At 67.8% G+C, this 13,334-nt stretch carries 13 protein-coding genes; 8 read left to right on the top strand and 5 right to left on the bottom strand.

Annotation, left to right across the window (positions count from 1 at the left end; translation table 11 throughout):
* Positions 1 to 48: 48 nt before the first annotated feature.
* Positions 49 to 1,746: an ABC transporter substrate-binding protein gene (locus JF542_RS03525; RefSeq protein ID WP_207074761.1), complete on the top strand. Its 1,698-nt coding sequence runs from the start codon at positions 49 to 51 to the stop codon at positions 1,744 to 1,746.
* A gap of 13 nt (positions 1,747 to 1,759) precedes the next feature.
* Here the strand turns inward: JF542_RS03525 and JF542_RS03530 are convergent, their stop codons facing one another.
* Both JF542_RS03530 and JF542_RS03535 read right to left on the bottom strand, forming a co-directional pair.
* Positions 1,760 to 2,908: a cytochrome-c peroxidase gene (locus JF542_RS03530; protein WP_207074762.1), complete on the bottom strand. Its 1,149-nt coding sequence runs from the start codon at positions 2,906 to 2,908 to the stop codon at positions 1,760 to 1,762.
* A 103-nt stretch (positions 2,909 to 3,011) separates the two neighbouring features.
* The gene (locus JF542_RS03535) at positions 3,012 to 3,629 is read right to left on the bottom strand and encodes a lytic transglycosylase domain-containing protein (protein WP_040544859.1); all 618 of its coding nucleotides are present in this window, start codon (positions 3,627 to 3,629) and stop codon (positions 3,012 to 3,014) included.
* Between the two features lie 307 nt (positions 3,630 to 3,936).
* Between JF542_RS03535 and ssb the strand changes: the two genes are divergently transcribed.
* On the top strand, positions 3,937 to 4,461 hold the full coding sequence (gene ssb, locus JF542_RS03540) for a single-stranded DNA-binding protein (protein ID WP_207074763.1): 525 nt from the start codon (positions 3,937 to 3,939) through the stop codon (positions 4,459 to 4,461).
* Between the two features lie 356 nt (positions 4,462 to 4,817).
* Here ssb and JF542_RS03545 read toward each other — a convergent pair whose 3' ends face one another.
* A complete protein-coding gene (locus JF542_RS03545; RefSeq protein ID WP_040544861.1) occupies positions 4,818 to 5,930 on the bottom strand; it encodes a Ppx/GppA phosphatase family protein in 1,113 nt (370 codons plus the stop codon).
* Positions 5,931 to 5,962: 32 nt separating this feature from the next.
* On the bottom strand, positions 5,963 to 6,712 hold the full coding sequence (locus JF542_RS03550) for a sulfotransferase family 2 domain-containing protein (RefSeq protein WP_340689136.1): 750 nt from the start codon (positions 6,710 to 6,712) through the stop codon (positions 5,963 to 5,965).
* Between the two features lie 203 nt (positions 6,713 to 6,915).
* Here JF542_RS03550 and JF542_RS03555 point away from each other — a divergent pair, with 203 nt between their 5' ends.
* The 5 genes from JF542_RS03555 (at position 6,916) to bmt (ending at position 11,078) form a co-directional block, all read left to right on the top strand.
* Positions 6,916 to 7,230 (top strand): virulence factor, encoded by a 315-nt coding sequence (locus JF542_RS03555; protein ID WP_207074765.1) that lies wholly within the window; start codon positions 6,916 to 6,918, stop codon positions 7,228 to 7,230.
* A 31-nt stretch (positions 7,231 to 7,261) separates the two neighbouring features.
* A complete protein-coding gene (locus JF542_RS03560; RefSeq protein WP_207074766.1) occupies positions 7,262 to 8,185 on the top strand; it encodes a methylenetetrahydrofolate reductase in 924 nt (307 codons plus the stop codon).
* Positions 8,186 to 8,205: 20 nt separating this feature from the next.
* Complete coding sequence (locus tag JF542_RS03565) at positions 8,206 to 8,868, top strand: HAD family hydrolase (protein WP_207074767.1); 663 nt, start codon at positions 8,206 to 8,208, stop codon at positions 8,866 to 8,868.
* The gene (locus tag JF542_RS03570; protein WP_007800566.1) at positions 8,865 to 9,926 is read left to right on the top strand and encodes a methyltetrahydrofolate cobalamin methyltransferase; all 1,062 of its coding nucleotides are present in this window, start codon (positions 8,865 to 8,867) and stop codon (positions 9,924 to 9,926) included. Before JF542_RS03565 ends, JF542_RS03570 begins: the two co-directional genes overlap by 4 nt.
* Before the next feature lie 138 nt (positions 9,927 to 10,064).
* Entirely contained in the window at positions 10,065 to 11,078 is a 1,014-nt protein-coding gene (bmt, locus tag JF542_RS03575) for a betaine--homocysteine S-methyltransferase (RefSeq protein WP_207074768.1), read from the top strand.
* A 144-nt stretch (positions 11,079 to 11,222) separates the two neighbouring features.
* On the opposite strand, the gene JF542_RS03580 is transcribed toward bmt, so the two are convergent.
* Positions 11,223 to 12,308, bottom strand: coding sequence for a PA0069 family radical SAM protein (locus JF542_RS03580; RefSeq protein ID WP_207074769.1), 1,086 nt, complete (start codon positions 12,306 to 12,308; stop codon positions 11,223 to 11,225).
* A gap of 169 nt (positions 12,309 to 12,477) precedes the next feature.
* On the opposite strand from JF542_RS03580, the gene JF542_RS03585 reads away from it, so the two are divergent.
* Positions 12,478 to 13,182, top strand: coding sequence for a corrinoid protein (locus tag JF542_RS03585; RefSeq protein ID WP_007800571.1), 705 nt, complete (start codon positions 12,478 to 12,480; stop codon positions 13,180 to 13,182).
* The last annotated feature ends 152 nt before the right edge of the window (positions 13,183 to 13,334 follow it).

A 13,334-nucleotide genomic window follows, 5' to 3' on the forward strand; every position in this document is an offset into this window, starting at 1 on the left:
GTTTGATCTGCGGCGAAGGACTCTGCCGCGCGGCAGGAAAGGACCGACATGACCAAGACCGGTGAGCCCCGGGCGACGCATCCCGCGGCACAGCTTTACGCGCGAGAGCTGGCGCAGGGCCTGATCGGCCGGCGCGAGTTCCTGACCCGCGTCACGGGGCTCGGTCTCGGCGTCGGTGCCGCCTATGCGCTGGGCGGTCTGGGCAAGCCCGCCCACGCCCAGGCCCAAGCCCAGGAAGCACCGCAAGGCGCCGGAGAGGCGTTACCCAGCCTGCGCATCCAGATGGAGGTGCGGCCGCTCAAGGACCCCCGCACCGCCGACTGGTCCGAGATCGCCAACATCACCCGCGGCTGGCTGGAGTACCTTGTCGAGTACAATCGCGACGGCTCGGTCCGCGGCATGCTGCTCGAGGGCTGGGACGTCAACGACGACGCCACCGAATACGTGCTGCACGTCCGCCCCGGCGTGACATGGACCACCGGCGAGCCCTTCACCGCCTCGGACGTGGTACGCCTTTTCCATTACTGGTGCGACCGCGAGGTCGAGGGCAATTCGATGGCGGGCCGTCTCACCACGCTGGTGGATCGCGAGACCGGCAAGCTTCACGAGGGCGCCGTGACCGAGCTCGACCCGCTCACCGTCCGCCTCGCGCTGCCGATGCCCGACGTGGCGCTGATCGTCGGGCTCGCCGACTACCCCGCCGCCGTGGTTCACGCCAGCCACGACCCCGAAGAGATGCTCTCGGCCCCTGTGGGCACAGGGCCCTACCTGCCCGCAAGCCTGGTCCCGGGCGAGCGGGCGGTGCTGGTCCGCAACCGCGATCACGACTGGTGGGGCGATCGCGCCGAAGGCTTCGGCGGTGCCACGCTCGAACGCATCGAGTTCCTCGATTACGGCACCGACCCGGCCGCCTGGCTCGCCGCCGCAGAGGCCGGCGAGGTCGACATGCTCTACGAGAATATCGGCGATTTCATCGCTCTCGGCGATGCGCTCGGCTGGGAGCGCTCGCAGGTGGTGACCGGCTCCACCGTGGTGCTGCGCGGCAACCAGACGGCGCTCGTCGAGGGCAAGGCGCCCTATGCAGACCAGCGCGTGCGACGGGCGCTGCAACTCGCCATCGACAACGCTTTCTGCCTTGAATACGGCCATTCCGACCTCGGCGTGGTGGCCGAGAACCACCATGTCGCGCCGGTCCATCCCGACTACGCCGATGTGGGCCACACGCCCTATGACCCCGAGGCCGCCGTGGCCCTGCTCGAAGAGGCCGGAATGCTGGATTTCGAGCACGATCTCGTCACGCTCGATGACGGCCTGACCATGCGCACCGGAGACGCGGCCGAGGCCCTGCTCAAGGATGCGGGGATCAAGGTCACCCGAACGGTCCTGCCCGGCTCGCGCTTCTGGAGCGAGTGGAAGAGCTATCCGCTGTCGATCACCGAGTGGAACCACCGCCCTTTGGGCATCCAGGTGCTGGCCCTGGCCTATCGCTCGGGTGAATCGTGGAACGAAACCGGCTATGCCAACCCCGAGTTCGACGCTCTGGTGGCGGAGGCGCTGGCCATCGCCGACAACGTGGCGCGGCGCGACGTCATGGCCCGGATCGAGCGGCTTTTGCAGGACGATGCGGTGATCGTGCAGCCCTATTGGCGCTCGCTCTACCGCCACTATCGTCCGGGCGTCACCGGGGCCGAGATGCATCCCTCTTTCGAGATCCACCTCTACAAGCTCGGCCTCTCGCAGGGCTGAGCGCGCCTCTTCCTTATTCCCCCAGAAGGTGCTCGTAGCGCTGATCCGTCAGCGTCTCGAGAAAGGCCACCAGCGCGTCGATGCGCTGGTCCTCGAGCGCCGGCCCATCGGTCAGCTCGTCCATAGCGATGTTCTCGGCCACTTCCGGCGGCCCGAACGGTGCGCCGGTCTCGGGGTTGATCTTCCGCGCCTCGGAGCGCGTGTTGTAAGTGTTGTAGAACAGGATGACCGTGCGCAGATCCTCGAAAACGCCGTTGTGCATGTAGGGCGCCGTCACCGCGACATTGCGCAGCGTCGGTGTGCGATAGCGGCCCTCGCTGTCGGCGGCCGCCTCGACCCCCGGATTGCCATGCAGCCCGAGATCGGCGGTGGTGATGCCGTTCATCGCCCGCAGATCGCGGTTCTCGGGCACGCCGATATTGTGGAAACGGTAGTCCGAGAAGGTCTCCTGCGGGTCAACGGCGCTGCGCCGAAGCTGGTGGCACTGGTTGCAGTTGGTGAATTGCTCCGAGAAGAACAGCAGCCGCCCCAGCTCCTCCTGCCGGGTCAGCTCGGCCTCGCCGCGCAGGAAGCGGTCGTATTTCGAGTCGAATGGCGCGAATTCCGGCCCACGCTCAAAGGCGGCAATGGCGCGGGTCATGGCCTCGTACCCGGCCTCCGGCGCGTCGAGAACCCCGGCCCCGAAGAGCTTCGGGAAGGCCTGAGCATAGATCGGATCCTCGCGCAGACGCGCCACCACGGCGGCCTCGTCGGCCATGCCCATCTCGACCGGGTTCAGCGGCGGGCCGCCAGCCTGCGCCTCGAGCGTGCCGGCGCGGCCGTCATGGAAGAGCCCACCCCACCACTCACCCTCCTCGTTCTTTCCGAAGGGCGGCACGAAGGCGGCATAGGTCGCGGTCGGTGCGTTGCGATCGCCGAGCGAGTTGCCATCGTCACCGGGCGACGCCGCGCCGCGCGGATCGGCAAAGGCATAGGCCGGATCGTGACAGGTGGCGCAGCTCTGGGTGCGGTTCCGCGACAGGTTGGGATCGAAGAACAGCGCCTCGCCAAGCGCCTCGAGACTGTCCGGGACGTCCGGCGGCGTGGCGCGCAGGGCGCTGGCAGCAAGGCCCGCCGCGAGTGCGGCGGCAACGGTCAGGCTGAGGATCGGGGCGGTCTTCATCGGGCGCATCCACTGAGCACGAGACAATGGTCCCGTGCCTAGACCCAAGCGCCGGAGAGGTCAATTCCCGAGCATTTCCCTAGGACAAGTTGTCCCGGTCCGCTCAGCTGCCCCAGATGATCTTCACGTAATTCCGGGTTTCGCGGTAGGGCGGCACCCCGCCATGTTTCTCGACCGCACCGGGGCCGGCATTATAGGCCGCCAGCGCCAGCCGCCATGAGCCGAAGGTGACGAATTGCTGCTTGAGGTAGCGCGCCCCGCCCTCGAGGTTCTGCGCCGGGTCGTGCGGGTTCACCCCGAGCCGCTTGGCGGTGAAGGGCATGAGTTGCGCGAGGCCGATGGCCCCCTTGTGCGACAGCGCCTTCGGATTGAAGTTCGACTCTTGCTTCACCAGCCGCAGGAACAGGTCTTCGGGCACGCCGTGACGGCGCGCGGCGGTGCGCGCCATGTCGGCATACTGACCATTGTAGCGCCCGCGATAGACCGGCGTGCTGTCCTCGTCGCCGCCCATCGGACCCCATTTTGTCGGGGTGATCACCGAGGCCGGCTTGAGCCGCACCGAGCTGCGGTATTGCTCCGCCGCACGGTTGTCGAGCACCGAGGTCTGCTTGCGAAACAGCATGTTCCGGTTCTTGGTCGAAATGGTCTCGGCCTGGACGGCCGTGGCGGAAATGGCGGCGCAAAGCAGCGCCGGCAACGCCTTACGTGGCAGTACTCGCATGAACCACCCTGTTCTGTCCCAATGTCCACAGGGGCGACGTTGCGCCCCTCAAATCCCGCGCTGACTATACGGATCACGCAGGATTTCGCTACCCCTGCGACCGCCGGCGCGCAGGTTCCCGCCAATCTTTCGTTAACCGATCCCGAACGGTTCATTAACCATGGCCGGTGTATCAGGCACTGTTCCCGGCGGGCGGGCGCGCGCCGGGGTTTTCCACAACGATCCGGTGGCATGGTGCGGCATGGCTGTGTAAGGCTCCTTGAAACCCCTCCGGGGGAGAAGAATCGGAACAACGCGTGAGGATGACATGGCCGGCTCAGTGAACAAGGTGATCCTGGTGGGCAATCTCGGGGCCGATCCCGAGACCCGCACCTTCCAGAACGGCGGCAAGGTGTGCAACCTGCGGATCGCCACCTCGGAGAACTGGAAGGACCGCAACACCGGCGAGCGCCGCGAGCGCACCGAGTGGCACTCGGTCGCGATCTTCTCGGAACCGCTCGCGCGGATCGCCGAGCAGTATCTGCGCAAGGGCTCAAAGGTCTATCTCGAAGGCCAGCTCGAGACCCGCAAATGGCAGGACCAGTCCGGCCAGGACCGCTACTCGACCGAGGTCGTGCTGCGCCCCTATCGCGGCGAGCTGACCCTGCTCGACAGCCGCCAAGGTGGCGGCGGCGGCGGTGACTTCGGCGGCTCCGGCGGCGGCTACGGTGGTGGCGGCGGCGGTGGCGGCTATGGCGGTGGCCGCGACGATTACGGCAGCGGCTCGGGCGGCGGCGGTGGCGGCGGTGGCCGTGCTCCCTCGCGCGATCTCGACGACGAGATCCCGTTCTAAGATCGCGCCACTGGCGGATTTGAGAAGGCCCGGTGCTCTCAACAGCGCCGGGCTTTTTTTCAGGCGCGGCAAGATCCAGCCGACGCGCCAAAATCTGCGGCACGAGCCGGGTCGGCGCCTGCCCGTGGGGTGGCGCTTGCCGCCTCCGAAATCGTCGATGTATCCCCGCCAAGTCCGGACGACCTCGATCCAGAGCGCAAAGATGACAAAGCGCCGCCCGCCGGGACGGGCAGGCGCTCGCCCGACGCCTTCGGCCTGTTCCGGGCAGATCAGCGCGGGGATCGGACCCTGAAAGTCGTCGAGGCCAGAAGCGCCGCTCCACAGGCAGACGCCTGCCGCCTAGAAGCTCAGCGGCCTCAGAGCGGCCCGTCCTCCAGCACCCCATCGGCAGACATCTGTGCGTAGAGCAGCCCTTCGCGCAGACCACGGTCGGCGACCGACAGGCGGTCGGTGGGCCACAGCCGCAGCAGCGCCTGCAGGATCGCAGCACCCGACATGATCAGCGCCTGCCGGTCCTGCCCGATGCGCGGATCGCGACGGCGGCCGGCCGGGCCCATCTCGAGATATCGCCCGATCACCGCCTCGATCTGATCCGAGGTCATGCGCAGCCCGTCGACCTTCGTGCGGTCGTACCGCCGCAGCCCCAGATGCGAGGCAGCCACCGTGGTCACCGTGCCGGAGGTGCCGACGATCTGGAAACCTTCGCGTGACTGGGCATCCTTGTAGGGCGCGAACTCCGAGAGGTTCTCCTCGAAATACCAGCTCATCAAAGCATAGCGCGCGGCGTCATCCTCGACGTCGTTGAACTGGTCGCGCAGCGTCGCCACCCCCAGCGGCACCGAGATCCAGTCGACCACCTTGGCCGCGGGAAACGGGCTCTCGGGCGGGTGGAAGCCGGCATGCAGCCGCATGATCGCCGCCGGCCGGTCGCGCCGCGGCACCGAGGAAAGGTCGATCCACACCAGCTCGGTCGAGCCGCCGCCGATATCCACGACCAGAAGCTGCTCTGTGCGGGTCGAGACCAGCGGCGCGCAGGAGATCACCGCGAGACGCGCCTCTTCCTCTGGCTGGATGATCTCGAGCTGCAGACCCGTCTCGCGCCGAACCTGCCGGATGAACTCACGCGCATTCTGCGCCCGGCGGCAGGCCTCGGTGGCGACCAGCCGCATACGTTCGACCTTGTGGCGCTTGATCTTCTGCTGGCAGACGCGGATCGCCCCGATGGTGCGATTCATCGAGGCACGCGAAAGCCGCCCCGTCCGCTCGAGCCCCTGCCCGAGCTGGACGGATTTGGAGAAGCTGTCGACCACATGGAACTGGCTGCCCTTGGGTTGGGCAATCAGCATGCGGCAACTGTTCGTGCCCAGATCCAGAGCGGCATAAAGCGCACTAGGATCAGGCGGTTGCGGCGCGGGGCTCTCTACCGGTCTCGGGAAAGCGCCCGCACCTTTGGGACGCCTTGGCGCCATGACTGTGCGCCTTTCCGAATTTTAAGTTGGCCTCACGATACGCGGCGCGCGGTTCCCGTGCAAGCGCGATGCAGGCGCGGACCAAAGGGATTTTCATAGAACTCGGCCAGATAGCCGTATTCCTCTTCGAGATGGTCGCGCAGCACCGAGCGCGTCTCGGGCGAGAGATCGTCAGGCCCGAGCCGAGTCTCGCTGCGGTTCTCGCGCGCGATGGTCACGCGGCAGCCGGTGCGCTCGGCCAGTTCCTCTCCGAACAGCGCGAGTTCGGAGGTGCGGTAGATCCGGTCGTAGCGCCCGAGATCCGGCCCGAGGAACAGCCACGCGGGCAGCGCGTGGTGCTTGATCACCGAGGCTGCCTCGACATAGGCGCGCAGGTTCTGAAAGAAGAAGTCCGGATCGGGATCCATCGGCAGGTCGACCCTGCCGCGCAGGATCTTGCGGCAATTGTGCAGCTCGCGCATCCCGACCACCCGGTTGGTGTAGACCGAGAGCAGCCGTTTGAGCGGATCGCGCACCACGCAAAAGCGCCACCAGTCGTCATACGCCTTCCAGCGGTGCGGGCGGAAGCGCATGGTCGGGTAGAGCCGATGCCAGGTCATCACGTCCGCGGCTTCGCCCTCGGGCACGGTCGTATCGGGATCGACCTGCGCCAGCGCGGCCTTCACGGTGGAGCAGCCCGCCTTGGGCAGCGCCATGTAGGCAATCCTGTGCGCTTTCACCGCGATGACCATCGCTTTCCCTACCCTTCGTAGCCGCAAGCAGCCGCGCCCGCGCGCCGACATCACAGCAAACCTGCCGTAAAAGCGCAGCAAAAATATGTCAAAAGGATAGTTTTTGAAGATCCACCCGCCTTCTGGTTGCAACCCTGACCGAACGGGCGACCGACCCGACGTCGCACACGGGACGGTGAGTGTCGAAAACCGACCCCGGCGCAGCAGGCGGCGCCGCTAAACAAAAAGGAACAGGAGGAAGGGAATCGCCCGACATGCCCGAGATCACCATCGTCTACTGGCGCGACATCCCGGCGCAGGTGCTTGTGGGCCGCGGTCGCCGTGGCGCCAAGGCGCCGCTGCCGGAGCGCTTCGAGCAGGCGGTCGACCGGGCCGCGATGAAGGTGGGCGCGTCCGACACCGATGCCTATCTCGCCGAGTGGCGGCGCGCCTCCGGTGGCGAGGGTGATGGCGAGCCGCAGGCGCTGGCCGAGGCCACCGCCGCCCGCCTCGAGCATGATTACGACGATGCCCGTCTTCGGGCCCTGATCGCCAATGACGGCTGGGCCCCCGGCCCGGCAACCCCCTGACGCCCCCCTGATGACCCTAAGGAGCCGCTGGATGTCCCTACTGAATTTCCGCAAGCCCAAGGCCACTCCCCCGACCACGGGGCTCGGCGGATTTCTAAGGGGCTACTCCATCGAGGTGATGCCGCGCACCGCCGCCAAGGTCGAGGATTTCCGCGCCCTTCTGCCCGAGGGCACCCGCGTCTACATCGCCCATATCGACGGCACCCCGATCGAGGACATGGTCGCCACCGCCCGCCGCATCGCCGGCGAAGGCTTCGACGTCATGCCGCATTTCCCGGCCCGCATCATCGCCGACAAGGCCACGCTGGCTGATTGGATCGCCCGCTACCAGGGCGAGGCCGGCGTCACGCAAGGCCTGATCCTCGCCGGCGGTGTCTCCGAGCCGAAGGGCGATTTCCACAGCTCGATGCAGCTGCTCGAGACCGGGCTCTTCGACAAGGCCGGCTTCACCCGCCTGCACGTGGCGGGCCACCCCGAGGGCAACCGCGACATCGACGCCGATGGTGGCGAGGCCGAGGTCATGGCCGCCGCGCGCTGGAAGCAGGACTTCTCCGAGCGCAGCGACGCGCGGATGGCGATGGTCACGCAGTTCGCCTTCGAGGCGGAGCCGATCCTCGACTGGGCCAGCCGGCTGCGCGCAAACGGTGTCGACCTGCCGATCCATATCGGCCTTGCCGGCCCGGCCAAGCTGCAGACCATGATCAAGTTCGCCATCGCCTGCGGCGTCGGCCCGTCGCTGCGGGTCCTGCAAAAGCGCGCGCTCGACGTCAGCAAGCTTCTGCTGCCCTACGAGCCCACCGAGCTCACCGCCGAGCTGGCCGCGCGCAAGGCCGCCGATCCCGGCTTTCCCATCGAACAGGCGCATCTCTTTCCGCTCGGCGGCATCAAGACCTGCGCCGAGTGGGCCGCGACCCACGGCGGCGAGGCCACGCGCCCCGCTCGACGCGCGATCTGAGACGCTGTATCGGGACGGGCATGACCAAAGCTCTCCTCTTCGATCTGGACGGCACGCTGCTCGTCTCCGACCCGCTTCACTACGCGGTCTTCGCGGAAATCTTTGCCGAGCACGGCAAGGAGCTCACCCCGGAGATCTATGAAAACCGCATCCACGGGCACCACAATCTCGAGATGTTCCCCAAGCTCTTCCCGGGCTGCGACGCGCAGGCGCTCTCGGACGAGAAGGAACGCCGCTTCCGCGAGCGTCTCGGCGACGGCGCCGACCCGATGCCCGGCGCAGTGGCGCTGCTCGACCAGGCCGACCGCGAAGGATGGCGCCTGGCTGTGGTGACCAATGCCCCGCGCGAGAACGGCGAGCACATGCTCAGGGCCATCGGCCTCAGCGACCGCTTCGAGCTGCTGATCATCGGCGACGAATGCGCCCGCGCCAAGCCCGACCCCGAGCCCTACCTCGCCGCAATGCGCCAACTCGGTGCCGAGCCGCATCACTGCCTCGCCTTCGAGGACAGCCAGAGCGGCATGCGCGCCGCCGCGCGCTCCGGGGCCTATGCCATCGGCGTGCGCTCGGGGCTCAGCCATGACCGCCTCTGCGAGGCCGGGGCCCAGGCCACCATTGCCGATTACACCGACGCCACCCTGCCCACGCTTCTGGACCGTTTGAGAGGAGAACACATTCCATGACGAGAACCGTTGTCGAGTCGAAGACCCGCACCGCCACGCTCGGTTTCGATGAACCGTTCTGCGTGATCGGCGAGCGCATCAACCCCACGGGGCGCAAGAAGCTCGCCGCTGAACTCGAGGCAGGGGATTTCTCGACAGTGGAAAAGGACGCGCTGGCGCAGGCCGCCGCCGGTGCCGCCATTCTCGATATCAACGCGGGCGTGGTCTACAACTCCAACCCCAACCCCAACGAGACCGAACCGCCGCTGATGCGCCAGATCGTCGAGCTGGTGCAGGGGCTGGTGGACCTGCCGCTCTGCATCGACAGCTCGGTGCCGGGGGCGCTCGAGGCCGGGCTCGAGGCCGCCGAGGGCCGGCCGTTGCTGAACTCGGTCACCGGCGAGGAAGACCGGCTCGAGCTGGTGCTGCCGCTGGTGAAGAAATACAACGTGCCGGTGGTGGCGATCTCGAACGACGACACCGGCATCTCCGAGGATCCCGACGTGCGCTTTGCGGTCGCGAAGAAGATCGTCGAACGCGCCGCCGATTTCGGCATCCCGGCGCATGACATCGTCGTCGACCCGCTGGTGATGCCGATCGGTGCCATGGCCACCGCCGGCCAGCAGGTCTTTGCCCTTGTGCGCCGCCTGCGCGACGAGCTCGGCGTCAACACCACCTGCGGTGCGTCCAACATCTCCTTCGGCCTGCCCAACCGGCACGGCATCAACAACGCCTTCCTGCCAATGGCGATGGGCGCGGGCATGACCTCGGCGATCATGAACCCGGTCGCCCTGCCCGTCACCCAGACCAAGATCGCAGCCAAGAAGGCCGAGGTCGCCGCGGCCGGCATCATCCTGCCCGAGGACATGGATGACGAGACCTTCGTGACCCTCTTCGGCATGGGCTCGACCCGCTCGAAGCCCGGCTCCGAGATGGCCGCGATCCGCGCCGCCAACCTGCTGATGAACCAGGACCCGCATGGCGGCGCCTGGATCGCCTTCAACAAGGAAGCCGAGACCGGCGAACCCGCCGCTGCCCGTGGCGGGCGACGTGGCGGAGGACGCCGCAGGCGGGCCTGAACGGCCATTGCGCCGGTCAAGGCTTTCCGCAACACTCGCCGCGTTACACTCCCGAGGCCCGGGCCGCGATCCCTCGCAACGGCCCGGGTCCCGCTTCAAGATCAGACCCCGCTTCACGACCAGACCCCAAGGCATGACATGACCGACGCACTGACCGAGCTGCTCTCCACCCGCGACTGGCTCATGGCCGACGGCGCCACCGGCACCAACCTGTTCAACATGGGGCTGGCCTCGGGCGATGCGCCGGAGTTCTGGAACATCGACCACCCCGAGCGCATCCGCACGCTGTACCGCAACGCGGTCGAGGCGGGCTCTGACATCTTCCTCACCAACTCCTTCGGGGCCAACGCCTCGCGGCTCAAGCTGCACGATGCGGCCTCCCGCGCCTTCGAGCTGTCGCGCCTCGCCGCCGCGCTGGGCCGCGACGTGGCGGACGCCGCAGGCCGCAAGGTGGTCGTCGCGGGCTCCGTCGGCCCCACCGGCGAGATCATGGGCACGGTCGGCACGCTGAGCCACGAGACCGCGGTCGAGATGTTCGAGGAAACCGCCGCCGGGCTCAAGGAGGGCGGCGCCGACGTACTCTGGGTCGAGACCATCTCGGCCCCCGAGGAATTCGCCGCCGCCGCCGAGGCCTTCGCGAATGTGGGCATGCCGTGGTGCGGCACCATGAGCTTCGACACCGCCGGGCGCACCATGATGGGCGTGACCTCGGATGACTTCGTGCGGCAGGTCGACGCGCTGCCCAACCCGCCGCTGGCCTTCGGCGCCAATTGCGGCGTCGGCGCCTCGGACTTGATGCGCACCGTGCTGGGCTTTGCCGCCACCGGCACCGAGCGTCCGATCATCGCCAAGGGCAATGCCGGCATCCCGCGCTACGAGGATGGCCACATCCACTACAACGGCACGCCCGAACTGATGGCCGAGTACGCGGTGCTGGCGCGCAACGCCGGCGCCCGCATCATCGGCGGCTGCTGCGGCACCATGCCCGAGCACCTGCGCGCCATGCGCGAGGCCCTCGAGACCCTTCCCACCGGCCCGCGCCCGACGCTCGAGCAGATCGCCGCGGCGCTGGGTGGCTTCAGCTCCGACAGCGACGGCACCGGCGACACCCCCGCGCCGAAACGCGAACGCCGCGGCCGCCGCCGCAGCTGACACCCGGGACCGAAGCCCCCGTCTTCTCTTCGTCAAAAATACTCCCGCCGGAGGCAGGCCGGCCCGTGCCGCCTTGCCGGCCTCCGGCAAAGGCACCGCGCCTCGGGCCAACACCTCCGGCCAAGGCGAACGACTGTCCCACACTCAGAACAGGCTCAACTGGTCCCCGGCCTGCGCCGGCACGCGGAACAGGTCGCTCCGCAGCGGCCCGAGCGTGCGGTCCAGCCCCAGCCGTCGCGCCGCCTTGTCGAAGCGTTGCGCGATCAGCTGCGCATACTGCCCTTCGCCCCGCATCCGCCGGTGCCACTGCGCGGAATACTCCGCGCCGCCATGCATCTCGCGCAGCCGCGCCATCACCCGGCCGGCCCGGCCGGGGTAATGCTCCTCGAGCCAGGCTTTCCAGAGCGGCGCCACCTCGAGCGGCAGGCGCAGCATGATCCAGCTCGCCGCCGCAGCGCCTGCCTCGGCGCCGGCGGCGAGGATCGCCTCGAGCTCCGGATCGGTCAGCGCCGGCACCACCGGCGAGACCATGATCCGGGTCTCGATCCCGGCCTCCGCAAGACGCCGGATCGTCGCCAGTCGCCGCTTTGGTGCCGGTACTCTCGGCTCCATCCGGCGCGACAGATCGGCGTCCAGCGTGGTGACCGACACGCCCACCCGTGCCAGCCCCATCGCCGCCATCTCCGACAGGATGTCGATGTCGCGCTCGATCAGCGTGCCCTTGGTGACGATCGCCACCGGGTGGCGATGATCGCGCAGCACCTCGAGACAGGCGCGCATGATCCCCCGGTCACGCTCGAGCGGCTGGTAGGGATCGGTGTTGGTGCCGATGGCGAGCGTCGCCACGCGGTAACGCTTCGACCGCAACTCGCGGGCCAGCACCTCCGGCGCATCCGGGCGCGCGACGAGCCGCGTCTCGAAATCCAGCCCCGGCGACAGGCCGAGATAGGCATGGGTCGGCCGCGCGAAACAATAGATGCAGCCATGCTCGCAGCCACGATACGGGTTGATGGTGCGGTCGAAGGGAATGTCCGGCGAGGAGACGTAGTTGATCAGGCTGCGCGGCCGCTCGTCGCTCACCTCGGTGCGCAGCTTGGGCAGATCCTCATCGATCTCCCAACCGTCATGGGCATCCTCGTAGCGCAGCCGCTCGAACCGGCCGGTCTCGCGGCTGGCCGCACCGCGTCCCGGACGGCGCTCCTTGTCGATCTGGCGCGGGCTCTCGCTCATCCGCAAATCATGGAACATTAAGCGAACATTCGCAAGGCCATGGCGTCTGAAGTCGCAGCCGCAACCGCGCGTGTCGCAAATGTCAAAGCGCGCTGCGGCCATGCACCGCAGGCTCGGAGCACCCAAATCGCCCGCGTGGCCCGCCACGCCCCAAGCACGGATCCTGCCCATGGCCGACGAAGACGACGACATCATCCTCGCCGATCTCAATGACGAAGAGCTGGTCGAACAGATGTTCGACGATCTGTACGACGGCATGAAGGACGAGATCGAAGACGCGGTTCACATTCTGCTCGACCGTGGCTGGGCGCCCTACCGCATCCTGACCGAGGCGCTTGTCGGCGGCATGAAGATCGTCGGCGAGGACTTCCGCGACGGCATCCTCTTCGTGCCCGAGGTGCTGCTGGCCGCCAATGCGATGAAGGGGGGCATGGCGATCCTCAAGCCGCTGCTGGCCGAGACCGGCGCGCCGACCATCGGCAAGATGGTGATCGGCACCGTCAAGGGCGACATCCACGACATCGGCAAGAACCTCGTCGCGATGATGATGGAAGGCGCAGGATTCGAGGTGGTCGACCTCGGCATCAACAACCCGGTCGAGAATTATCTCGAGGCGGCGGCGGCGGAGAAACCCGACATCATCGGCATGTCGGCGCTGCTGACCACCACCATGCCCTACATGAAGGTGGTGATCGACACGATGGTCGCCGAGGGCATTCGCGACGACTATCTCGTGCTGGTGGGCGGCGCGCCGCTGAACGAAGAGTTCGGCAAGGCCATCGGCGCCGACGCCTATTGCCGAGACGCCGCCGTGGCGGTTGAAACCGCCAAGGACCTGATCGCCCGTCGCCACAACCAGCGCGCCGCCGGCTGATCCCCCCCCGTCCTGCTGCCCCGGCGCGCGTCGCCGAGGCAGCGGCACAGCCGTCCCTCTACCGCCCGCCCCACGGACGATCCCATGGCAGGCGGGCGCCTTGCGGAGGTTTTCCCTTTGAATCGCGCCCCTGACAGCCTATCTTTGACAAG

Origin of the sequence: Salipiger bermudensis (assembly GCF_017309175.1) — a bacterium.
Taxonomy (GTDB): domain Bacteria; phylum Pseudomonadota; class Alphaproteobacteria; order Rhodobacterales; family Rhodobacteraceae; genus Salipiger; species Salipiger bermudensis.